Source organism: Lutibacter oricola (assembly GCF_900106565.1).
GTDB lineage: Bacteria > Bacteroidota > Bacteroidia > Flavobacteriales > Flavobacteriaceae > Lutibacter > Lutibacter oricola.
The window spans coordinates 338,858-363,248 of record NZ_FNNJ01000002.1 but is presented as its reverse complement, the minus strand read 5'-3'; the positions used below and the strand labels follow the sequence as shown (position 1 = coordinate 363,248).

General features: G+C 30.6%; 19 protein-coding genes. 1 reads left to right on the top strand and 18 read right to left on the bottom strand.

The genetic code is table 11. From position 1 onward, the window contains the following. Window positions 1-125: 125 nt before the first annotated feature. From BLU40_RS06245 to BLU40_RS17545, 16 genes are all read right to left on the bottom strand, one after another. Window positions 126-1,031 carry a SphA family protein gene (locus BLU40_RS06245; RefSeq protein ID WP_090121224.1) on the bottom strand — a complete coding sequence of 302 codons (906 nt, stop codon included), beginning with the start codon at window positions 1,029-1,031 and terminating at the stop codon, window positions 126-128. Between the two features lie 151 nt (window positions 1,032-1,182). After that, complete coding sequence (locus tag BLU40_RS06240; protein ID WP_090121222.1) at window positions 1,183-2,364, bottom strand: 4Fe-4S binding protein; 1,182 nt, start codon at window positions 2,362-2,364, stop codon at window positions 1,183-1,185. Window positions 2,365-2,404: 40 nt separating this feature from the next. Further along, window positions 2,405-2,710, bottom strand: a complete 306-nt coding sequence (locus tag BLU40_RS06235; RefSeq protein ID WP_090121219.1) for a hypothetical protein — start codon at window positions 2,708-2,710, stop codon at window positions 2,405-2,407. Window positions 2,711-2,729: 19 nt separating this feature from the next. After that, window positions 2,730-4,190 carry a reductive dehalogenase gene (locus BLU40_RS06230; protein ID WP_090121926.1) on the bottom strand — a complete coding sequence of 487 codons (1,461 nt, stop codon included), beginning with the start codon at window positions 4,188-4,190 and terminating at the stop codon, window positions 2,730-2,732. Between the two features lie 204 nt (window positions 4,191-4,394). Beyond that, window positions 4,395-4,676, bottom strand: a complete 282-nt coding sequence (locus BLU40_RS06225) for a DUF3861 domain-containing protein (RefSeq protein ID WP_090121216.1) — start codon at window positions 4,674-4,676, stop codon at window positions 4,395-4,397. Between the two features lie 54 nt (window positions 4,677-4,730). Continuing rightward, window positions 4,731-5,072 carry a DUF4405 domain-containing protein gene (locus BLU40_RS06220; RefSeq protein WP_139170928.1) on the bottom strand — a complete coding sequence of 114 codons (342 nt, stop codon included), beginning with the start codon at window positions 5,070-5,072 and terminating at the stop codon, window positions 4,731-4,733. A gap of 100 nt (window positions 5,073-5,172) precedes the next feature. Then, window positions 5,173-6,261, bottom strand: a complete 1,089-nt coding sequence (locus tag BLU40_RS06215; protein WP_175454754.1) for an MBL fold metallo-hydrolase — start codon at window positions 6,259-6,261, stop codon at window positions 5,173-5,175. Between the two features lie 98 nt (window positions 6,262-6,359). Beyond that, window positions 6,360-7,181, bottom strand: a complete 822-nt coding sequence (locus tag BLU40_RS06210; protein WP_090121205.1) for a DUF4249 domain-containing protein — start codon at window positions 7,179-7,181, stop codon at window positions 6,360-6,362. Between the two features lie 5 nt (window positions 7,182-7,186). Next, entirely contained in the window at window positions 7,187-9,577 is a 2,391-nt protein-coding gene (locus tag BLU40_RS06205) for a TonB-dependent receptor (protein ID WP_090121201.1), read from the bottom strand. Between the two features lie 279 nt (window positions 9,578-9,856). Continuing rightward, window positions 9,857-11,761 (bottom strand): carboxymuconolactone decarboxylase family protein, encoded by a 1,905-nt coding sequence (locus BLU40_RS06200; RefSeq protein WP_090121198.1) that lies wholly within the window; start codon window positions 11,759-11,761, stop codon window positions 9,857-9,859. A gap of 90 nt (window positions 11,762-11,851) precedes the next feature. Further along, complete coding sequence (locus BLU40_RS06195) at window positions 11,852-13,123, bottom strand: OsmC family protein (protein WP_090121195.1); 1,272 nt, start codon at window positions 13,121-13,123, stop codon at window positions 11,852-11,854. A gap of 153 nt (window positions 13,124-13,276) precedes the next feature. Continuing rightward, a complete protein-coding gene (locus tag BLU40_RS06190) occupies window positions 13,277-14,626 on the bottom strand; it encodes an MATE family efflux transporter (RefSeq protein WP_090121192.1) in 1,350 nt (449 codons plus the stop codon). Between the two features lie 11 nt (window positions 14,627-14,637). Beyond that, window positions 14,638-15,282, bottom strand: a complete 645-nt coding sequence (locus BLU40_RS06185) for an NAD(P)H-binding protein (protein ID WP_090121189.1) — start codon at window positions 15,280-15,282, stop codon at window positions 14,638-14,640. A gap of 102 nt (window positions 15,283-15,384) precedes the next feature. Beyond that, window positions 15,385-16,236, bottom strand: a complete 852-nt coding sequence (locus BLU40_RS17680; protein WP_262493707.1) for an AraC family transcriptional regulator — start codon at window positions 16,234-16,236, stop codon at window positions 15,385-15,387. Between the two features lie 33 nt (window positions 16,237-16,269). Continuing rightward, window positions 16,270-17,202, bottom strand: coding sequence for a helix-turn-helix domain-containing protein (locus BLU40_RS06175; RefSeq protein ID WP_090121183.1), 933 nt, complete (start codon window positions 17,200-17,202; stop codon window positions 16,270-16,272). Window positions 17,203-17,289: 87 nt separating this feature from the next. Beyond that, entirely contained in the window at window positions 17,290-17,463 is a 174-nt protein-coding gene (locus tag BLU40_RS17545) for a hypothetical protein (protein ID WP_175454753.1), read from the bottom strand. A gap of 272 nt (window positions 17,464-17,735) precedes the next feature. Between BLU40_RS17545 and BLU40_RS06170 the strand changes: the two genes are divergently transcribed. Next, window positions 17,736-20,711: a DEAD/DEAH box helicase gene (locus BLU40_RS06170; RefSeq protein WP_090121182.1), complete on the top strand. Its 2,976-nt coding sequence runs from the start codon at window positions 17,736-17,738 to the stop codon at window positions 20,709-20,711. A 91-nt stretch (window positions 20,712-20,802) separates the two neighbouring features. On the opposite strand, the gene BLU40_RS06165 is transcribed toward BLU40_RS06170, so the two are convergent. Further along, window positions 20,803-22,449 (bottom strand): glycoside hydrolase family 43 protein, encoded by a 1,647-nt coding sequence (locus tag BLU40_RS06165; protein WP_090121180.1) that lies wholly within the window; start codon window positions 22,447-22,449, stop codon window positions 20,803-20,805. A gap of 141 nt (window positions 22,450-22,590) precedes the next feature. Then, the gene (locus tag BLU40_RS06160) at window positions 22,591-24,387 is read right to left on the bottom strand and encodes an alkaline phosphatase D family protein (RefSeq protein WP_175454752.1); all 1,797 of its coding nucleotides are present in this window, start codon (window positions 24,385-24,387) and stop codon (window positions 22,591-22,593) included. Window positions 24,388-24,391: the final 4 nt, after the last annotated feature.

Here is a 24,391-nt window from a genome sequence, read left to right as displayed (position 1 = left end):
ATTTTAATCTTATTTAAAAATCAATCATAATACCTAAATCCTATTTCTTAAAGTAAAAAAAATGCACTACATAGCATAACTCTATAGTGCATTTTTTAAAAACAACATTAATCAAATTACGCTATCTAAAAGTTTTTAAATAACGAAAAACAAAATTTAGTTCCTTGAGGTCTATCAACAGCTCCAAATTCAAACTGGCCTCTTAATTCTAAATTTAATTTAGCTTTAGGAATGTAACAAGTTACTTCTGGGCCAATTGCAAATACTTTATCTTTTACACTGGAATCATATAAAACATCATTCCCTTTGTCTTCGGTTAATTGCCAATGTGCATATCCTCCAACTCCTACTCCCCAAATTTGATCAGAAACAATTGTTTTACCAATTCCCCATTCAAAAGTTAAATCATCTCCAGGAGTCACATCAAAATCTTTCTTTTCTCCGTGAATTTCATATCTGTTCAAGATAGAAGCGTGCCAAGATTTACTTTCATTAAAGTAATACGTTCCTCCAAATGTTAACATTGTTGACCAAAAACTTTTACCAGGTGAAGCTGCTTCATTAACATCATAACTTCCAGTTGGTGCAATAGCTGCAAGTGCTACAATAGCATCAAATTTTTGCTTATTCCAAGATAAAATTAAAGGTTCAATTACAATATCTCCTACTCCAAATTTATTATCATTTACGCCAAAATCGCTAATACTAATATCTGTATAGGTAGTTGGAACAAGTACGTGAACTCCGTAATTGGCTCCAAAAATTACATCTTCCCATACATACAGAAAACGATGAACATTGGCAAATACAGTAATGTCAAAATCAATAGGAGCTTTATCTCCATTTCCATCATAATAAGTATCTGCTGTATAATACACATTATGCATAATATAATAGAATCCTGGAGGTGGTAATGATGCTACTTTTAACCCTTGAACACCTGGTGTATAATGTCCTGTTTCCTGACTAAAAACGTTTGTTGATCCTAAAACGAATAGGAATAATCCTATGATTGATAATTTTAATTTCATAAATCATCTATTTAAATTGGTTAATTATTTTAAGTGTGTAAGCTGAAAGATTAGCTCATAAATACTTTCAACTCATTTTGTATATTCTCCTGTAATTGAAGTATGATTAATCCTAAACAAATTAGTACAATTGCAACTACAATTAGTTCTCTTAAGCGCTTGCTTTTCTGCTTTTCCATTTGTTAAGTATTAGCTTTCTTATAGCTGTAAAATTATCTGTTACCGGACCTATAGGACATAAATAGTTACACCACGGTCTTTTTATAAACATTGAAGCGACAATAACAATTCCTAAAATGGCGAATTGTAAATTACTTCCCGTCAACTTGAATAGTGTTCCAAAGACTTCGTAACTTGTTACTCCAGGATTTCGTAATAATAGCGCCACTACAATTGCAAGTAGTACTAAAATTCTTAAAGTCCATTTAAGTACATCCTTGTATTTTCCAACCGATCTGTGTTTTGCTCCCGTAACCTGTCCAATACAATCCTGAGCTGCGCCAAACGGGCAAAACCAGGAACAATACGGATTTTTATTATCTATGGTGAATACTAAAAAAATTCCACCTAATAATAAATACCAATACAAATGTGAATGTAACGGTGGAAAATAGCCTAACAATAATTGGTTAAACATTGATAGTGTAAAAGGCTGATTGTAGTAAAAACCTATTACAAATAAACCTACTAGCATTGTTCCCCAACGAGCAACTTTTTTATATTTAAAGGTATTTTTGTGTGCAAAATAGCCTACAGCAAATAATAAAATCAATACAATTTCAGCAGCACCAAAATCTACAGAATGCGTTATTTCCTTTGGTACATCAAAACCAAGAACTTTTGAAGCTATAAAACGATTTCCTTTTTTTGAAGCTTCCAACATTGCTCTTGATGAATAAGTTGCACTTGAAACTGCATCAACTCCGTTTCCTATAGCATATTCTTCATCATATTTCCTTCCTATAATATTAGCTAAAAAATCTGCATCCATCACTTTTTCCAAGTATGAAGGTGTTTCTTTTGAATTTATAACTACCAAATTTATTATTTCTCCATTCAAACCAACAGCAACACACATCAATAAAGGCCCACCATATCCCATAGAAGATTCTAAAGTTACGTATCCTAACAATTCATTCTCTTTATTGAAAATTTTGTAAGAAGCGTTATCAATTTCCTCTAGTTTTTCAATTTCTGGGATTTGTTCCTTTATAGAAACTAAAACATTAGCATCTTCTAACTGTAAACCAGTAAACCAAGCGGCTATTATTAGTACTATTGCAATAATAACCAACCTAGTTTCTAATTTCTTTCTATTTACTTTATTAAACATATTATAGCTTTATAATATCTTTTTCAACATTCGATATATTCTAACTATCAATTTTATAGTACCTCTTCTTAATTGAGCGGAATAATACCACCGACATTAACAATATTGGTATTCCTATAAAAATTAATGAAAACCACGCAGCTTTAGGCTCAAACTCTTGAAAAGAAGCTATAAATGTTTGACACATAAAAAGGAACAGCGCATAACTGATAATCATTAAAATCCATTCGTACCAAACTAATTTAAGTTTCACATTTTTTAAAATATTATAAATAATTACGGCTCCTCCACCCATAATAAATCCTACCAAAACATACCAAAACCAAATCCAACTAACTAATCTCATAATTTTTCTTTTTAAAGTTTTACTTGCGTGATTTATCTAAACCGTATAAAGGAATATCCATTGGGTCTAAATCCCAAGGTGTTTTACTTAAATCAGGCTCTACTCCATAACCAAATACATCATCCATTTTTCTAATTGCTGTATTTAATGCAGGTGCTGATCCAATTGACAGTTTTATTAAATCGTGCACTACAGCTTCATCAAATTTTGTAAATGGGCAAACCGTTTGGCATCTACTACAATCTGGCTCCCCACCTAACATATATGAATAACATTTTTTACTATCCATATACCAACCTTTAATACCTTCGGCTTGGCAATCTGCTTGACCTCCCCAAAATGGTTTATCTTCCATACTAATTGCTCCAGAAGGACACATTTCTCCACATTTTTTACAAGATTCACAGAATTTTGCAATACCAGCGTCAATAGGTTTTGTTTCTGCTAATGGTAAATCTGTAATTGTTACCATAACAGTTCTAATATTTGTCCCCCATTGTGGGCTAACCAAAATTCCTGCTCTACCATATTCTCCCATTCCAGACATTACTCCAAATCCAACTAAACGTCCTACAGATTCTGTATCACCACCGTAAGATTGATATCCTAATCCTCTTAAAAACACACTAATTCTATTGGCATAAATATTGGCTCTAGAATAGCTCATAGTATTACTCGATGCCCAACTCATACGCTCAGTATATTGTTGCATCCATAATGATTGAGGGATTACAGCACAAATAGCCCATAAATCTTTATCTGGTAAAACATATTTGTTTTTTGATGGATCGGCATATCCTTTCTCAACATTTTCAAATTTTATTTTTCCCCAAAGTAATTTTTTTGTTTTCTCATCTAATTTCACAAATCCCATATCGGCTGCTCCCATAATTCTTCCAGCTGTTCTAACCATACGAGAATTTTCTTCTGGAGTGCCTTTATGCTTAGGCACACCATATTGTTCTGGTGTATAAAACATTGTTGGATGTTCCCATTGTGGATTGGATTTTACATCTGCTCCTGTCCATGGTGCAGCTAAATCGGCTCCTGAACGTCCTCCCCAACCCCAACAATTGGCATCGGCTAATGCTCTATCTTTTAAAGATAGACCTGGTACATTTTCTTGTACATTTTTCTTTGTAGAAGCAATATTTCGATTGTAGATATCGAAATAATCTTTAGGGTTTTCCCAAGATGCTGGGTTAAACAAAGTTTTCTCAGGACCTTCAAAAGCTTGAAAGTTATCCCAATCAATCTTTACCGTTGGTTCATCGACTTCTTTTACCCAAAAAGGTAATTTTCTTTCGGCTAAAGGAGATGCCATCATCTCATCTAAATCTTTAAATCCGTCTGCTCCAAATCCTGTACCTGCAAAACTTGAGAATCCTGCTGCTCCTAAGCCAAGAGCTCCAGCTCCTACTCCAAGCTTTTTCATAAAGTCTCTTCGACCTACTGTTGAATGATGTTTGTTACTTGCCATATTAAACTCTTTTGAATTTCTTACAACAAATTTAAATCACTAATAAAGAGCTTGTAATAGACTGAATACGGATTTTATGGCACTTTTCAACGAGAGCTATTTAGTTTGTAAAAAAGGAAACACCCAAATAGTGAACTATTTGGGTGTTTTTAACAATAATTAAATAGAACTTAAATCAGTTCTTTTTCAAGGGAAATAATAAAACTATTTTGTTTTTCCTGAACTTTTTAATCCTTTCATAAACTCTTTAAAATGTGGCATCAAATTTTTAAACATTGCTTTTTCTTTGTTTTTCAATAAAACACCTGTAAATAATTTTAACCCTACTCCTAATGAAGCCACATCAACATTTTCAAATTCAGGGTGTTGTTTTAATTTTTCAACAATTTCAAATAAATTATCGTGACTTTTAGTGTTAAACTCTAACTTTCCACCTTCAATATTTCCTTCTTTATTTATTGCTTCTACTGTTATTTTGTAATTCATTTTGTATATTTTTTATGGATTCCTGCCTATGCAGAAATGACAAATCATATAATTTTAATCTCTTGTTTCAAGTTGAGTCATTAATAGTTCAATTTCCTGAATCTTTTCTTTATCCAAAGGCTTATTGATACCTACTACATATAGAAAAGACATGATTAAAACCATTCCAACACCAAAAACTAGAACCTTTCTAACACTTAAGTATTTTTTAATGGGTTTGAAATTGAAATAAATATGAAAACAACCAGATATGGATAACAGGATTCCAAATATTTTATGCACAGGATGCATTTGTAATTGAAATTCAAGGCTGTTTAAGAATATCATCAACATTCCTGAAGATGCCAACGCCATTAACGATACTAAAAGTGTTATTGATACTATTTTTCTAAACATAATAATTGAGTTTTGATTATTTTTTTTTAATAAGTCAATTCGAATATTTCGAATCTTCACAGTAACCTATCAACATAATTCGAACTGACTTTTATAAGTTTTAATGGGTTATTACATTACCCTTTATTTTTTGCATTTCCTTAATTGGAGGATCTAAAACTATCAGATGCATAAACATTGTTTGGATATTTTCAACAGCATTTAATCGTACATTTCTAACTTTTCCTGCCCAATTCATTATATATTTTGAAGCTCCCAATTCAGCAGCAGTCATAATTTTTTCTTTGTATTCGTAATGAGCTGCAGAACCGTGATATCTTTGAGTTATTTCTTCTAATAGCTTGTGATATTCAGGAGACATAGCAACTTCAAAAACAATTTTCTTCATATCTTTTATTTGAGCTTCGTATTGTTCCATATGAAATCTAGTTCCAATAATTCTTTCGTGGCCAATTACTACAAATTCAAAATTGTAATTATCTAAAAGGTATCTTGGTAATTGAAACGCAAAATCTGGATCTGATGATTCTCCCCAATGAATCCAAGGTGCAGCATCTGGGTGGAACATATCTATTGCAAATAATATTTTTTGCTGTGGAGCATACATAATAATGTCTTTTTGCGAATGCCAGTTTCTACCTAAATCTTTAAATTCTAAACGTAATCCTCCAGTTTCTAACACATATTCATCTTTCCAAGTTACATCTGGCAATGGTCTTTTTGGATCTTCTGCAACTTTTAAAAACTCGGTCATTTCTTCATTTCCAATTAAAATTGCCGATTCTGGATATAAATATGCTCCTTGAGCGTGATCAGCGTGATGGTGTGAATAGATTACGTGTGTAATTGGTTTATCAGTAATTTGTGGAATTAACTTCAAGGTATATGGAGAAACTCCAGGAACAGGATCTACAACTACTACACCATCTTCAGTTTCAAAAAACACCATATGTTCAAAATTATCATGAACAAAATAGGCGTTTTCTGCTATTTTATAATAATTAAATCCGCTTTCTGGTAACGGTTCATACACATAATCTCTTGAAGCATATTTTGCTTTTGTTTTTTCAATATCGAATTTTTCTTGAGCAAATAACGAGATGCTCACTAAAAAAGATAACATTACTAGTAATAAATTTCTGTTTATTACTATTGATTTATTGCTATGGTTGTAAATTTTTGTTTTCATTTTTTCAATCATTTAATTTATAATCAAATTTATTTACTTTCTAAACATTTGATAAGACACTAATTACTGAAAGTATGGTACTTTTCAATGGTTTATTTCTATTCAATTAGAATGTTCTCTACATCAACTTCATTCAATCTAAAATACCCTAATACTTCTTCTTCTAAATTATTTATATTAGTACAATTACCTTTTAATCTTGATGGTGTTGTTTGAAACGGTCCGTCTTCACCTAATTGACTTGTTAAAACTTCTATATAATTGTAAAAATCTTCTGAAATTCCGTGAAGTTTAACTTGTACAGTAACACCTGAAGCTAAATCTTCTTCATCATATCTTATAAAAAAATTGTTTCCATTGTAAAACTTATCATCTGAAGATTCTAATGCAATTAATGGCTTGTGTGAAGGAATAAATTCTCCCATATAATAATCTTTAGTAGCTTCAGGGTCATCATAATAAACCTTTAAAACAATCACATCTTCATTAATTCTACTTTCTAAAGTTTGCTCTACTGATGATATTTCTACGCCTGCAGTAAATATTTCAGTTGCTTCGTAATGTTCTCCATTATAATTAATAGTTAATGTATACGAATTACCAATTACTGGATTAAAATTGGTTGAATTATATGTTCCATTCCCTGAACCTTGAAATTCAAAAGTTTCATTGGTATCATTATTAATTATACTCACAACTGCACCTGTAACAGGAACATCCAATTCATTTGCAAAATATTCAGTAGATTTTGATAAAATAATCTCTTGATTTTGTCCTGTTGTTCCTTTTTCCCATAAAATTGAAGCTTCAACAACTAAACGTTCACCTCCATCTGGCACATCAACATCAACAGTTTCTGTACACGAAACCACTAGTAACACTAAACAAGTAATAGCAAGTTTTATATATGTATTTTTCATTATTTCTAAAATTTAAAATTGTAACTAACTGATGGTATAATTCCAAAAATTGAAGTTTGCGTTGCCTCATTAACACTTGTATCTTCATTTTGACCAAATGTTATAGATGCCGCATTACTTCTATTATAAGCGTTGTAAATACTAAAAACCCATTCTCCTTGCCATTTTCTATTATTATTTTTCTTTGGAATTAACGTTGCCGACACATCTAAACGATGATACGCTGGTAACCTGTCCGCATTTCTTTCAGAATACGTTGGAATTGACAATCCATTATACTGAAATTGACCGTTTGGATAGGTGACTGGCCTACCTGTTTGAAAAACAAAATTAGCTCCAAAACTCCATTTTTTATTCAGTTTATAATTTCCAGTAAACGAAATATCGTGCGTTCTATCGTACGATGAATTATACCAATCTCCATTATTAATTCCTAAACCACCAATTGAACCTCCTGGTGTTCTTTGCTCAGCTTTAGAAAGCGTGTACGCTAACCAACCCGTAAATTTCCCAGTATTTTTTCTAAACAATAATTCTAATCCATAAGACCTAGATTCTCCTATTAAAATTTCAGTTTCTATATTATTTTGAGCAATTAAATCTGCTCCATCAATATAATCTACTCTATTGTCAACAGTTTTGTAATAAGCTTCAGCTTCTATAGAATAGTTGTCATTATTAAAATTTCTAAAATACCCAACAGCATATTGATCTGCTAATTGAGGTTTTATATATTCTCCACTTGGTGTCCAAATATCTAGTGGTGTTGCCGAAGTTGTGTTTGAAATTAAATGTAAATATTGAGCCATTCTATTATAACTCACTTTTACCGAAGAGTCATCATTTAATTTATATGAAATTGCTGCTCTTGGTTCAAAATTATCAAAAGAAGAAATGGTTTCTCCACTTGAATATTCTGTTTCACTGCTAGCTTCTGCACTTTCGTAAATTCCCAATTGTGAATTATAAACTACGGGAGCATTATTTGCATAATTACTTATAGCTTGATTTCCTAATCTATAAAAATTACTATACCGCATTCCATACAAAGCAGTTAATTTATCACTTATTTTATGTTCTAAACTAGTGTAAAGTCCACCTTCAAAAGCAAATTTATCATCTAAATCTATCCTATTTATTCCAGAATCTTCAGTTAATGGATTTAATAGACCCGGATTAAATTGATAATATGTTAAGCTTGTACCAAACTTAAACTTTAATTTTTCACTTTTAAAATAACTAAAATCGTATTTTAAATTGTAATTATTAATATCTGATTCCCAATCTAAACCTATAAAATCCAATTCCATATTATAATTGTAGTGGCTATAAATAAGAGAAAGATTAGAAAAAAGTTTATCGTTAAAAATATGATTCCATCTTAAATTCCCCGTAAGGTTTCCATACGCATTTTTAAAAGCATCATCTATATTAAAATTATCTTGCCCGTAATAACCAGACAAATACAATTTATTATTATCGTTTATTTTATAGTTTGTTTTAAAATTTAAATCGTAAAAACCAGCACTATTATCATTGTCTGCTAATTTTAAAAATAAATGCGCATAAGAAGCTCTACCAGCAACAATGAAAGACCCTTTATCTTTAATAGTAGGACCTTCAACAGTTAATCTACTTGAAATTGCACCAATACCACCAGTTAAACTTAAATTTTTACTGTTTCCATCTTTTTGCCTAATATCTAATACTGAAGAAACTCTACCTCCAAATTCAGCAGGAATTCCACCTTTGTATAATTTTATATCCTTAACAGCATCATTGTTAAATACCGAGAAAAAACCAAATAAATGTGAAGAATTGTAAATAACAGCTTCGTCTAATAAAATTAGATTTTGATCCTCTGCTCCACCTCTAACATTAAATCCTGAAGCTCCTTCTCCCGAATTAGTAACACCTGGCAATAGCTGAATTGATTTAATAATATCTACTTCTCCCATTACCGCAGGAATTTGTTTAATTATTCTTGAAGACATTTTTGAAACACTCATTTGCGGAGTTCTCAAATTCACTTTTTTGGAATCGCTTGCTGAAATTACAACCTCATCTAGTTGCGAAGCGCTTTCTTCTAATTCAAAATTTAATTTTTGGTTTCCTTTTAAATCAACCTGTTTTTCTAGATTTACAAAACCTAAATAGGACACCACCAACGTATAATTATCTTCTTTTGCTGTTAAAGAATAAAACCCATATTCATTAGTAATACTTGCAATATTAGTACCTTTAAAATAAACTGTTGCGCCAATCAATGTTTCACCATTTAAAGCGTTTTTTACAATACCGCTAATGGTTTGTCGTTGCCCAAACATTGTAAATGAACTAAAAATGAGTAATAGTACTATTTTAACTCTAAATATTTTTAAATAATTCGCTATCATATTTTAATTAATCTGTTAAAAATTTAGTGCCTTAAAAATACTTTTGTTTTAAAATATATCTATTTAAATAACACTGAGTGTTTATATTGTTTGCCTTTTTCAGCCTTCTAATTTCAAAATGTAAAAGGGTTTTAATTTTTATTGAAATTTATCTTTTCTTTAACCTTCTAGTTCTAATCAATAATTTATTATGAAACAAAATTACTTGTAATTCTTGTAGCTGGTAAGAGACTTAATGCTGATATTATGGAACTTTTCAAAAGTTTAACTAATTAGGTTTTATTTTATTAGGTTACCATTTTGATAAACACCTATTTCTGTTGTTGTAGCTCCTGTAACTGCTTCACCAGCAAAACACATACGTAGTGCCAAAGAAGCAAAATCACTCATTACTTTCTCACTTGTATTACTTTTTACCAAAATTCTTGTAGTAACACTATCTACGTGACCTGTAGCTGAAGGTGTCATATAATTATCTACTTGATAATTGAATTGGTGTTCAGCACGATAATCATTAATTTCAATTCCTTTATGTTTGAAAACCTCAGAACTTCCTGTCAATTGACTCATTAAACACAAAGTTGTACCTGAGGTAAAATAATCTGTTGATGTCGGTGCTTTGTCAATACCTTTATAACCTCTGCTATCATCAGCATACACATTCCAAGTGGCATAGTTTTCTTGAATTGCCTTGATTGTTATTTTATGTAAATATGGTCTTTGTTTATCATTAGCAGATTCAGAAATACTAACTACTTCAAACTTAAAAGGATTGGTGAATTTTTCCATACTAACATCCGTTCCTAATTCAAAACTTTCTGGTTTAGGCTTTTCTACTTTTGAAGTAATTTTCAATCCGTTATCATAAGACTCAGAACCTATAACTTTACCTGAACTAGCAGATTCTGCATCCCAAATATTTGTATTGTATGTATATTTTGCTTCAACAGGTGTTTCATTCATTAAACATTCTCCAACAGCCCACGCTTGAACAGCCATTCTTTTTACTTCTGCAATTTTTTCTGTTGGTTCATCACTTTTAATAAGAATATTTGCAACAACTTTATCGGTATAGCCTATCCATTTTGGTGTAAAAGGATCATCATATCTATAAAATACTTTTGCTTCAACTTTAGCACTGACAACATCTAAATTCATAATTTTTATGGCTTGCTCAACACGAGTTAATAAGCTTGAAGAAATACCTCCAACCATATAACTTAATGGGTTTAGAGCTGATTGCTCATAGGTATGTCCTCCTTCATCACATAAAAATTCCCAAGGGCTATTGCCTTTTTCACCAATTGGTTGTACGCTAGCTTTTTTTAGCATAATAGTTTCACTATTTAAAACTCTGTTTGATGTTGTAACTACACTTTCAATATAAGCACCACTTTTAGGTGTTGCTTTTACTGGTGTAAATCCTGCTGGTCTTGGACTAACATCTAACCTAGAGATAACATTGTAATCGGTTTTATTTTTCTTATTTGTTTTTCCTAAATTTTGAGCAAAGCTTGTGCCTCCACCAAGTAAAAGTGAAGTTGCTAAAACTATAATACTCATATTTTTTATTGTTTTCATTTTATTTCGATTTTCATTAATGCTGTTTTTAACTCTTTTTTCAAACCAAACTTTTATAATTGCCGTAGGAAGCAACACAAGAACTCCCAAAGCAATACCAAGCTCGTTTTTAAGTTTACTGCCTTTCATTTGCTTGCCTTTAAACCTGCTAAGGAAAGCGTCTAAAGAAATACCGTGAATATTTGCCACCATAATAACCTTTATCATTGCCAAAATATCAACTGCTTTCTGCTCTCCATAATGTTCAACAAAAGTTGTGTACGTTTCCTTATCAGGTTTTCCATTGGTATCGGCATAATGTTGTGCAAACATAAGTGCTACCGACTCATCATTATCCAATTCTCCTAATTCACCATTCAGTAACATTTTTATTTCATCTACAGAAGTACCTGCATCAACTGCATTTTTTGTGTGAACATAATTGCAATATCTACAGCCATTTACCTGTGTTACTGCTAACATAATTTTCTCACTGAATGATTTACTTACATTTCCGTTTTTTCTTGATTTACGAAATTCAGAAAAGCTTGCAACAAAAATTTTAAGATGTCTGTAAAAACTTGCCGGTGTAAATATTCTTGCTTTTAATTCTTGAGATTCCATTTTTCTTTTTTTTGTTTTCGATTTCTACTTATTTTGAATAAAAATGGTATCAATCAGAACAAGAAAACTTGCCCTGATTGAACCAGAATATTATTTCACAAGTTTACCGTTCAAATAAATATTGGTTTCCATTTCTGTAGGATATACAATGCCTTCTCCAGCAAAACAACAACGTAAAGCTTGTACTGCAAATTCATTTGCTAATTTTTCATCAGCATCACTTTTAACAAGAATTCTAGTTACAACGTCTGTCATTTCACCAGTCATTGAAGGTGTCATAAAATTATTTTCTCTGTAATTAAATTGATGTTCTACTCCAAAATCATCAATCTTCACTCCTTTTTTTGCGAAGTACATTTGATTTGGTGTTAACTGACTCATTAAACAAAATGAAGTTCCCAGTGTAAAATATTCTCTTGAAGTAGGCGCTGAATTTCCATCTTTATACCCGCGACTGTCATCAGCATAAAGTTCCCACGTTTCGTAATTAGCCGTTAATGATTTTGCTCTTAATTTGTGTAAATATGGACGTTTTGAATCTTTAGCAGATTCTGCGATTCCTACTTCTGAAAAACTCATTTCCTTTGGAAAATTATTCATATCCATATGAAGATCTTCAGATACTTTTATAGTTTGCAAGCTTAAAGGAGCTGTTGTATTTGAAATTGTACGACCATTATCTTTAGAAATTGGTGAAGGTACTTGTCCTGCTTGAGCTGATTTCCCATCCCAATCATCACCATTAATTATATTTGCTTTGTTAATTGGTGTAGTGCTAGCCAAAGATTCGCCAATAGACCAAGCTCTGATAGAAATTTCCTTTAATTCTTTAATTTTTTCAGCAGACTCATTACTTTTTACTACAATATTTGTAACTACTTTATCTGTATAACCAGACCAATTATCTGTCATTATATCACTCCATCTAAAGAAAAACTCTGTTTCTACTTTTACCTCTTCAACATCTAATCCCATTATTTGAATGCTTCTTTCTACTTGAGTTAACAAGTCTGAAGCTGCTCCTGCAGTAAAATAAGTTAATGGATTTGGAGCACTTTGTGGATTACCACCTTCGTCACTTGTCATTTGCCACGCACTTAAATTGGTTTCACCAACCGTTTTTACAACACCTTTTTTTAAGAACGGTTTTTCCTTATTTAAAATTCTCTTTGCTGAAGTCACAACATTTTCACTCACTGCACCATTTACAGGAGTTGCTTTTGTTGGATAGAATGTTGTAGGTTGATTAAAATTATCAACTCTTTTTACTACTGAATAATTCTCCTGAGCAGAACTTACTTCTGTTCCAACTATTAATGTGAATAATAGTACTCCAATACTTAAGTTTCTTTTTGTTTTCATCTTTATTATTTTTTAAAATTTTATACTTTTTTTATTATTTCAACTATTGAAATATTTACACTACAAAGGTGCAATGAAAACAAACTTTCAGAAAGGTTAATAAAAGAGGATGAATGGTAAATGTGTAACCTAATGTATTGTCGCTTTATTAAATTAACTTACACTTATCTTTTTAATAGTAAGATTTAGATGGTAATACGATATAATTCCAACTATAATATTTGCAATAAAACCTGCACAAAACACACCATTAATTTCAAATAGTCTTGCTCCTATCCAAGCTAATGGTACATATAAAATTAGCATTCTTATTAGTGAAAATATTGCAGACGGATATGGTTTGTTAATACCATTATAACTTGAAGTACTTAAAATAACCAAGCCTTGTAAACCGTAACTAGCTCCAATTATATAAAAGTATTTTTTTGTAATTTCAATCACTTCAACAACATTAGTAAAAACAGATGCTATAGAATTTCCGAAGAGCAATAAAATTAGAAAAACAACTCCTCCCCAAATTAAGGAAAACACCATAGAATAATTAAGTGAAGTGAAAATTCTTTGAAATTTAAGTTTACTAATATTTTGGCCAACAAAAATGATCAAAACAGAACCTAATGAGGTTACCACCATAAGAGCAAACATTTCAACTCTTGAAGCTACACCAAATGCAGCAACGGCTTCTTTTCCAAAACCAGAAATTATTTTTGTTATAAATCCTATTGAAATTGGTGTAATTAACAAACTTATAGATGCAGGAATTGCAACATAAATTAATTCTTTCCAAGTAGTAAGAATATCTTTTATATTTCCTAAATAGATTGTTAAGAGCTGTTCTCTTTTTACAAGTACAATTAGTATTAAAATTAAACTTATCCCTCTTGAAATTACAGTTGCTAAAGCAGCTCCTTTTATACCCAGTTCAGGAAATGGTCCGTAACCAAAAATAAATAATGGATCTAAAACACCATTTACAACCCCTGAAGCAATCATTAACATTCCGGGCAGTTTTGTATCACCAGTTGCTCTTACAATATTATTACCAATCATAGGTATGGTTACAAAAGGAACACCCAATAACCAAATAGTCATATAATCCACAATGTATGGCATTGTCTCTTGCTTCGCTCCCAGAGAACTAAATATAGGTTCCATAGCGTTTATACCCGCTGTTACAAATACTACAACTATAACAAGTCCCAATAAAATTGCTCTACTTGACATTAATCTAACTTTAGAGCGCTCTACAGCAATTATATTTCTTGAAATTAATGAACTTGTCCCAATTCCAATTCCCATTGAAAGACCGTTTAGAAACATTATAACTGGAAAACAAAAACTAATAGCTGCTAATTGCTGTACTCCAAGAAGCCCTATAAAATAGGTGTCAATAATGGTAAAAATTACCATTCCTAACATTCCCAAAGTCATTGGCCAAGTTAAACTGAAAAGTTGCTTTCCAATACTACCTTCAGTTAAATTTTTATTGATTTTTTTTGACATTTTAATTCAGATTATTTAGTACCAACAACTGGAGCTTTTTTAATCCAATTTTTGTTTGAAATTTCAGCAAACATAAAATCAGATAATTGATTTGAATCAACCAATGTTCCTGCAAATTTGTTTTCATCAGCAACAAATTCACCTTCAACTTTTTCTTTAATTATGGGTAACCGAATTACAGTCCAATCTAAATCACTATATTCTAACAAATGAAGCTCTCTATCTCTTATGTTAATTATTGATTTAGATAATGCCATTAATTTTACACGTAAAAGTTTCCGAGCTAATGGTAAATGTTCATTAGTACCTTTTGCTCCAGCATTTGAAATACTTATAAAACGATTTTGATCACTCGCCATCATTTTTTTTATTATAAAAACTAGAGATTTTATATAATTATCTTCATCTTTTGAAGATGGTTTTTGATTTAAATTTGGTTGAATAGTTGAAAGAACTATTTGAGATTTTTCAAGAGATTTTTCAAGAACATTCTTATTTAAATAACTGCCTTCAACTATCTCAATTAAATGAGAAAATTCTTGTATCTCTTCTTTATTTTCAACCAATACTTTAACCTTTATTCCTTGTGCAATGGCTTTTTGTACCAGCTTTTTACCTAGTAAGTCTGTTGCTCCTAAAATTGTTATCTGCTTCATCTTTTTTGGGGGTGAATTTCACCATACAAAAATGAATAAAACACAAAACAGAGAAAAGGTCAATCAAAGAGATTGAATGGTAAATATATAACCTCGCGTTTCCTAAGCCAAAGCGTTACGAAACTCAACGGGTGTTAAACTTGTATGTTTTTTAAAATATTTAAGAAAATTAGTAGGTTCATCAAAACCTAAAGCAAATGCAATTTCCTTAACTGAAAGTGATGTTGAAACTAACATTCTTTTTGCTTCGAGAATTACATAACTATCTATAAATGCTTTTGCAGTTGTTTTCACTATTTTTTTACAAACTTCATTCAAATGCTTATATGAAATTGCCATTTGAGAGGAAAAAAACTTGGCATCTCTAGTGTTAAAATAATTTTCTTCAACTAACAATTTAAACTGATTAAAATATTCCAAATTTTTACTGTCTCCTGTATTTCCTGCTGAAGTTGAATTTTCATCATTCAATTTCAATAAATAAACGGTTAACAGCGAAGCGATAATATTTGGCAACGAAACAGAATTGCTTTTCAACTCCTTTTGTAAGGTGCTGAATAATTTTTGGTTATAATCTGAATTCGTGATTTTCTCCTGTTTTAAAAAATAATTATACAAATGGTTTATACGTGCAATAGTAGATTGTGCCATATATTTTTGCATAAATGCCTCAGAAAAAACTACTAAATAACCAATGTATTTGGCATCTTCTTCAAAAGCGTGAATTTGCCCTTTTGAAATAACCATTACATCGCCTTTTTTTAAAGTATGAACCTGAAAATCTACCACGTGATTTACGGTTCCTTCGGAAATAATAAGAATAGCATAAAAATTTAATCTATGCGGAAGAAAAGGATTATGATCCTTAGGATTTAAATCTTTTGTAACTAACTCTTCAAGCTTATAAAACTCAAATCCACTTACTTTAAGTTCTTTATCTTTCCAAAAAGTTATTTCGGGTATTTTTTTTAGACTTTCGATACTATTCTATATTTTAATTTGATATTTTTTTCTAACCTCTTCTCTATATTTTGAAGGTGTTGATCCAGTTTCACGCTTAAAATACCTACTAAAATAAGATGTATCTTCAAAGTTAAGTGTGTAACCAATTTCTGCAGTGGTAAGTTCTGTATTTGCCAATCTACGTTTAGCTTCAAAAATTATTTCTTGCCTAATTAACTGACCTGGCGAGTAACCTGTAATATTTTTAACAGTATCTCTTAAATGCGTTGCGCTTATTCCTATTAAATCGGCATATTCCTGAACAGAACGAACTGTTAAATAATTTTCAGAAACTAATTGTCTAAATTCACGAACCATTGCATTTGTATTGTCTAAAATATTATTATTCTGCTCTTTGGCGTGCATTCTAAACAAATTCACTAGTAAAATATGAACATAGGCACGCAGCATAGAAAGGCTGCTATCTGATTTTCTTAAATATTCTTCATTTATTTCCTCTAGTAAAATATTAATTTTAGAAATACTCTCGTCTTCAAGTTTAACGCAAGGCGCTTTACTTAAACTATTAAACAATGCTAAATCTCCTTCGTGATTAAAAGCTGTTGCTGGTGGAATTAAAAATTCCCTTGGAAATAACAATACTTTTCCAGCAAGTCCTTTTTTTAGCTCCCAAAAATGAATTTGTCCTTTTGAAAGGAAATAAAATGCAGGAGTTTTAATTTTATATGGTTCGTAATCAATAATATGCTGTCCTTCTCCTTCTTCCAAAAATATAATTTCATAATAATCATGTCTATGCGGAATTTGAGCTTGAGCTCTATGCGTCATTAAATCAAATTGCGTCATTATAAATGGAAAATTTGGATTTATTGAAAGTGCAGGATGTCCATCTTTAATATTTACATATTTATGGGTTTCTGAATAATAATGAAATGGTATATCTTCTTTTCTTTTCAAATTATTTAAAATTATAAGTACATTAAATTTAATACAAATAACTCAGCTTACAAAATGCTTTTAATTAGGTATGTTTATATAATTAAATTACTCTTTTTTAGATAATTTTTTAATATCCACATTACCCTTTAAAGCTTTTAAATAAGCTTTTCTACTACTCATAAAAGAATTGTCTTTTTTAAAAATACTAACCTTTCGCAATAATTTTCTATTATTACGTAAAATTGCATTCATTGAAGACAAATGACCTGCTCCTCCCATAGCTTTTTGTTTTCTATTAAATTTATGGTAAATAAGTTACTATACAAAATACTTAATTGTTTAAAATATGGTTACAAAACTTATATTTCAAAAAAAATAAACACTTTCCAATTAAAAAATTCATTAACAACTTAATCTTCAATTAATAACATTCTACTCTTATTTTTTTTGAAAAATTACATCTATAATTTCGCTAAAAAAAAGCATTAATTATTATATATTCGCAATCGTTTTTTTAAGAAACTAGCTAATTACGAATACTAAAAAAATTAATGAACAACCTTAATAATTGGTTAAACTATTATAAAAATAGTTTAACTGACAGTGAAAACTTGGCTGTAGATATTTCTAGCATTAAAAATTTATTTCACCAAAATTATTGCGATTTAGATGCGGCAACTATTAATTCTAAAAATGCAACAGATATGCTAGATGCTGAAGAAAGACGAATTAATAGAATAAAAGGTATTACAAAACAAGACAGTGCAAAATGGCACAAGGTTGTAGAAACTGAAATAATTATTGCTCCTTTTCAGTTGGATTACCATACTAATAACGAGAACTTTAAGCAAAAATCTATTCACCCTTTTTGGATAAGTGCCAAAGTTAATAGGTTAGGTCAATTATCAGCTCCTAAAGAAGTTTTTCCTTTAATAGTTCGAAATTATTTAGATCCAATTGCTGATGTAGGAAATGATTTTATTTTTTCTAATATGGATACTATTTCACTTTTAAGAGATGTTGAAAAACCTACTGCTGAAGAAAATGAAGAAATAGAATGGGGCGTTTATTGGAGTTACGTAAATAAAATATTTTCTGAAATTACCTTTGGAGCTATAAACGATTATAACGTTAAGGGATATAAAACCAATCATAAAACAACTTATTTTGCACGAAGCTCAAAAATTTCAGCAGCAAAAAGTATCCTTTTTTTATATGAAAATCTAGTAAATTATAAAGAAGAACTTCCTTTAATTTCAAAACTTATAAATACAACAGATAGAAACCGAAGAGAAGCTATTACTGATCAAGGTTTTTTAGATTTTAATCATTTGCATTTAGGTCAAATGTCTAATGAGTTTCCGTTATCTATTAGCCAACGTAAATCTTTACTGTCTTATTTAACTGCTGAAGAAAATGCCATTACTGCAGTAAACGGACCTCCAGGAACCGGAAAAACAACCTTATTACAAAGTTTAGTTGCTACTGAAGTTGTTAAAGCTGCTATAAAAGGCGAAGAAGCGCCAGTAATTTTAGCTTGCTCTACAAACAACCAAGCTGTTACAAACATTATTGATAGTTTTATAAATTCTAAAAGTTCTATGGATAACCTTGCCGAACGTTGGATTCCACGTTTTAATGGTTATGCTACTTACCTACCTTCTAGTTCTAAAAGTGAAAAAGGTTTAAAAAACATCAATTATTTAAAAGGTAATATGTTTGGTAATGAAGGTACACTTTGCGACCTAGAAAATGAAGATTATTTAATAGATGCTGAGCATTATTATTATAATAAATATTCCACTTATTTTCAATATGAACCAGATTCTCTAGAAGATGTATGCGATAAACTTCAAGAAGATATTTCAATAATTGAAGACAAATTAATAGATGGAGTTCGAATATCTAAAAACTATTTAAACTCTATAGAAAAGGTTAATAAATTATTACTTCATAAAGAAAATAGAATTCAAAAAAACGAAATTAAAATATCAAAACTTCAACAGTGGAGAACCATTATTACTGGAATTCTAAAACTGGCAAAAGAAGATAATTTTATTAGCGAAATACAACGTTATTTTAAAACAGATTCTGATAAAAGTGCTCCAACTGAAGAACAATTATTTAAAGTTGGAAATAATATTCTAAACGATACTGAAACAGCACTCTCATTTATAAAACATTGTATAGCAGATTTAAATTTAGCACTAACTTCAAACTTAAAATTAAGTAATTGGAAACATCAAAATAGTGTTTCGGGATACCCTTTTATTTCTGAAGAACAAATGTGGAAAAATGAGTACGATAAAATGGCTTCTGATGATAAATCACACCGTTTTTTCTATGATGAAATTGATTTAAGTCTAAGACACGAAGCCTTTTTATTAGCAACTCACTATTGGGAAGCTAGATGGATTTTAGAAACTCGTGATGTACTCGAAAATGAAACAGAAAAAGGAACTGGAGAAAATACCATTATTGCAAAATGGAAACGAAGAGCAATGCTTACACCTTGTTTTGTAGCTACTTTATATACTGCTCCAACACACTTTTTATACAGTCAATTTCAAGGCGAAAATGAAAACGGAAAACCTATTTTTGAGTATTTACCATTGTATAACTTTTTAGATTTATTAATTATTGATGAAGCAGGGCAAGTTACCCCAGAAGTAAGCATACCTGTATTTTCTTTAGCTCAAAAGGCTATTGTTGTTGGAGATTTAAAACAAATTGAACCTATTTGGACTATTCCACAAAAAATTGATCAAGGAAACTTAACTAACGAAAACATTATTACCAACTTGGCTCAAAATGACTATTTAAATGAAATCGGCTTTTTGGCATCTAGCGGAAGTATTATGAGAATGGCTCAAAACGCTTGTGAATATGAAACTCCATTAGTTACAAAAAAAGAAAATGGATTGTTATTGTTAGAGCATAGAAGATGTAATGATGAAATAATTGGTTTTTGTAACGAGTTAGCCTACGATGGTATTTTAAAACCTATGAAAGGAAAAGCTCGAGAAGATCAAATTTTTCCTTCTATGATGGCTTACCACATCGAAGGTTTTAGCGAACGTAAATTTAATAGCCGTCATAACATTAACGAAGTAAAGTCCATTATTCTATGGCTTAATAGAAATAAAGAAGATATAGAAAAAGCTTATGGTGTAGATTCTATTGAAAGTATTTTAGGTATTATTACACCTTTTGCTAGTCAAAAAACAGAACTTTCAAAAGCACTAATTAAATCTGGTTTTAAAGTAAATGATATTAAACTAGGAACTGTACATGCCTTACAAGGTGCAGAACGAAATATTGTATTGTTTAGCTCCGTTTATAGCAATAGCGATGAAGGAACACTATTTTTTGATAGAGATAACAAACCCAACATGTTAAATGTAGCTGTTTCTAGAGCCCGAGATAGCTTTATTTTATTTGGAGATACACGAATTTTTGATGAAACAAAAAACACACCTTCTGGTATCTTAAAAAAGCATTTAAATATGTACGAAATGCCAAGTTAAAATTCTAACTTCTGTAAATAAATTTGACGACAAACTCTTTCAAACAAAAATAAAAAAACGGCAACTAAAAGTTAATTATTCGCTTTAATAATTATTGATTCGTATACTCAAACCAACTAAATTTTGCTTCTAATTTTGAAGGTTCACCTTCGCTAGAGGTATACATACCAACATATAAACCATTATATCTTACAAAAGCTTCATCAGATAAATAATAAAGATCTTGTGGTTCTCCAATTTGTTTGAATTCCTTTTCATTTTCTCCATAAAAAAATGTTGCTTTATTATGTCCATCTACTTCTAATTTAAAAACAACTTCCTTTTTACTGTATGGAATTTCTGCTACAATTTTCTGATTTTTTGGAGCCGTATTTATTAACAAAATACTCTTAGAGTTTTTAAGCAGCTGAAAATTCGAATCTTTATTTCTATAAATTACAATACCAGCACGTTCATTTTCTTTTTTTGAATTAAATTTTAATAAGGTTGAAGCAGAAAATTTATGACTCTCTACTCTTCTACCAATAAAACTTGGATTTTCAAACTTACTTATTGAATTTGGTCTAGTTTTTACAATTAATTCACCTTTTTTAATGGAATGCCAACTTAATTTTGGAGTGCGTATAAAATTCCAATACAATTCAAGTTTAGATTTCTTAAACTCATCTCGTTCAACTAACTTTTTTACAGGTGTCCAAGGTAAATTTGGTTGTTGTAGATCCATTGATAATTTTCCAACACCAGGATTAAAAACTGGAGTATTCCCTTCAAAAGCAACAGGAGTTATACACGTTTCTCTTGCTAAAATTGTAACTCCATCTATTTTTCGTTTTGCGTGCATTACAGCCCACCAATCTCCTTTTTGAGTTTGCACCAAGTCTGTATGCCCAACAGCCCAAACTGGATAGCTTTTACCTAAATGACGATGTGATAAAACCGGATTTGTATACTCAGGTACATAAGGCCCCCAAATAGTATCGCTATGAAAAACTGTTGTTGCATGTTGTAAATCAGTACCACCTTCTGCAACCATTAATAAATATTTCCCATTCAATTTAAAAAGATGTGGACCTTCTGTCCATCGTGCATTTGTAGCATGTCCGTGCGTTAAAATTTTGCGTTCACCTATTAATTTTGAAGCCTTTAAATCAATCTCTTGCATATAAACTAAAGATTGTCCAGGCCATTGGGCTCCCATTACTTTTCCTTCAATTTTAAATCTTCTTGGACTACTCTGACCTAAATAATATGATTTACCATCTGTATCCCAAAAAATCTCAGGATCTATACCTTCAGAACCTTCAATCCAATTTGGAGCAGACCATTCTCCAGCAGGATCAGTAGCAGTTATAAAAAAATTTCCTTGCCCACCTACACCGGTGCAAATAATATAAAATAAACCATTATGAAAACGAATTGTTGGTGCAAAAATATCATTACTCATGCTCTTACCTTCTTTTCCAATAACAAACTTATTTGGGTCACTAACTCCATAACCAATTAATTCCCAATTTACCAAGTCTTTACTATGGTGAATTGGAAGTCCTGGATACATTTCAAAAGAAGAATTTACTAAATAATAATCTTCTCCTATTCTACAAATACTAGGGTCTGAATAAAAACCTGTTAAAACTGGGTTCTTTATTGTATTTGTCTGGCTTTGTAATGAGCTGTTAAAAAATAGTACTACAATAATTGATAATACTAATTTTTTATAAAAAACATTCGATCTTAACATTGTCCTTTTTTTATTAATATGAATTAATATACACCCCAAATTAAATAAACTCAATTAATCCATCTTTAATAATACTTAAGTTCCTTAAGAATTTTAGTATTAGGACCAAAAAAGCAACTCAAATAAGGATATTTAATTTCATTAATCAATTACTACATTTATTATTTTCTTATTCTTTTTAATGGCGTCAATTTCGAACAAACGCGTAGTATTTTTACCTTCTCCAACTTCAATAGTATACTGTCCAGGTTGCATTACAGTTGGCTTATACTCTTTTCCATTAATTCTTAAAGAAGAAACAACTTCTTTAGTAAAATTATTTCTAATTGTTACAACTTGATTGTCTTTTGAAATTTTTAGAGTTGGTAATTGATACCCATTTGCAACTCTAAAATTATCTGTTTGAGAAAAAGTAAAAGGCCATCCTTCATAAGGTTTACTTCCTTCAGCAAACATATCTACATTACGCTCCCAGCATTCATAAGTAATTTCTCTTTTAGGTTTGTTGAATTTTATTATTCCATAACCAGCGGCTCTTCCTTTTAATAAATCTTTTCTTGGTTTATTATCTTTATGAGTAGGATTTGCTACTGCGTGAACTGTAATTTTATTATGAAAAGCATCCTTATATTCTCCTGTATATAATGGAGCTCCTTTTTCTTGGTTTTTTCCTGGCTTGTCTGGATTCCACCAACGCATCCAATAATTTGCTGCTGCCGGAACAGCAAATGAATATCCTGCATTGTTCCAGTCTTCAATTCCGTGATGTACTACAGAACCTAAATGTTGATCTCCAGCAATCATACAAGCAAAGCTTTTTCTAATAACATTTAGTGCTCTATTTCTTCCTGATTGTGGCCATCCGTTTGAGTCTACACTGTAACGTTGTTTTTTATCGATAGTTGGTGAATGCGTTGCCAAATTGGTGAAGATTGTTTGAGACAAAACAGCTTTCATTTCAGCATTTTTCCAATCAGTGGTCCAATCTTCTAAAAAATCTAATTGACGCTTACCCAATAAAGTAGCTTCTAAAACATCCATTTCTCTCGTGTCGTTATATCTTCTTTTATCTAAAACTCTTCTAGGTCCAGATTTAAATTTTCTATCTTCAACAATAGCAAAACTAATTCCTCCCCAAGTTAAATTTGTGTAATAAACACCAATACCTTGTTCTATTGGTGTAGCATCGTAAGGATCGGGCAAATGCCAAGTTTGAGCTAATTGTACTTCTTCAATATAATTTACAGGCATATAATAACCACCGTAATTACCATCTCTAGTTTCAGATTTTCTTCCGCCATCTCCCCAAATATTTCCTTGCCCAACATCGTGATCATCTGGAATAGAAATTGTTGGAGTGTTTCTAATAATATCTCCAAAAGATTCTCCAAACTTTAACCAATATTTATAATGCTCACTATGGTCGTACACCTGATCTCCGGCAAAAAACAACACGTCAGGTTTTAACTTTTTTAAATTGTTAATTATATCTGTTTCTGGCTCTTGTCCGCCGTGTCTTTCATAAATAGACCAACAAGAAAAAGCTGCCATTACAACTTCTTCTTTATTTATTGGGTTTTGGCGAATAATTCCTGTATAAAACTGATTTTTTTTATAAACTACTCTATATTCTTTTTCTTTAGAATCATCCCAATTTTCTATTCTAAAATGAGCCGTATAACTTGGGTATTGAATTTCAGCAATTTGAGTTTCTTCCCATTTTCCATTATTTTTAATTTGAAGTGTTGCTCTAAACGGGTCGTAGTTTTTTATTGGGTAAAACTGTGCCGTCATTTTTAGTGTATTGTCGTGTACTGTGTACAATGCAAAACAAATCTTATTTTTAGCAGCTTTTTTTTCTGAAATATCTAGTACATTTTTTTGTCCAAAAGACAAGTTCATTATAAAAACTAGAATAATTAAAATTGATTTTTTCATAAAA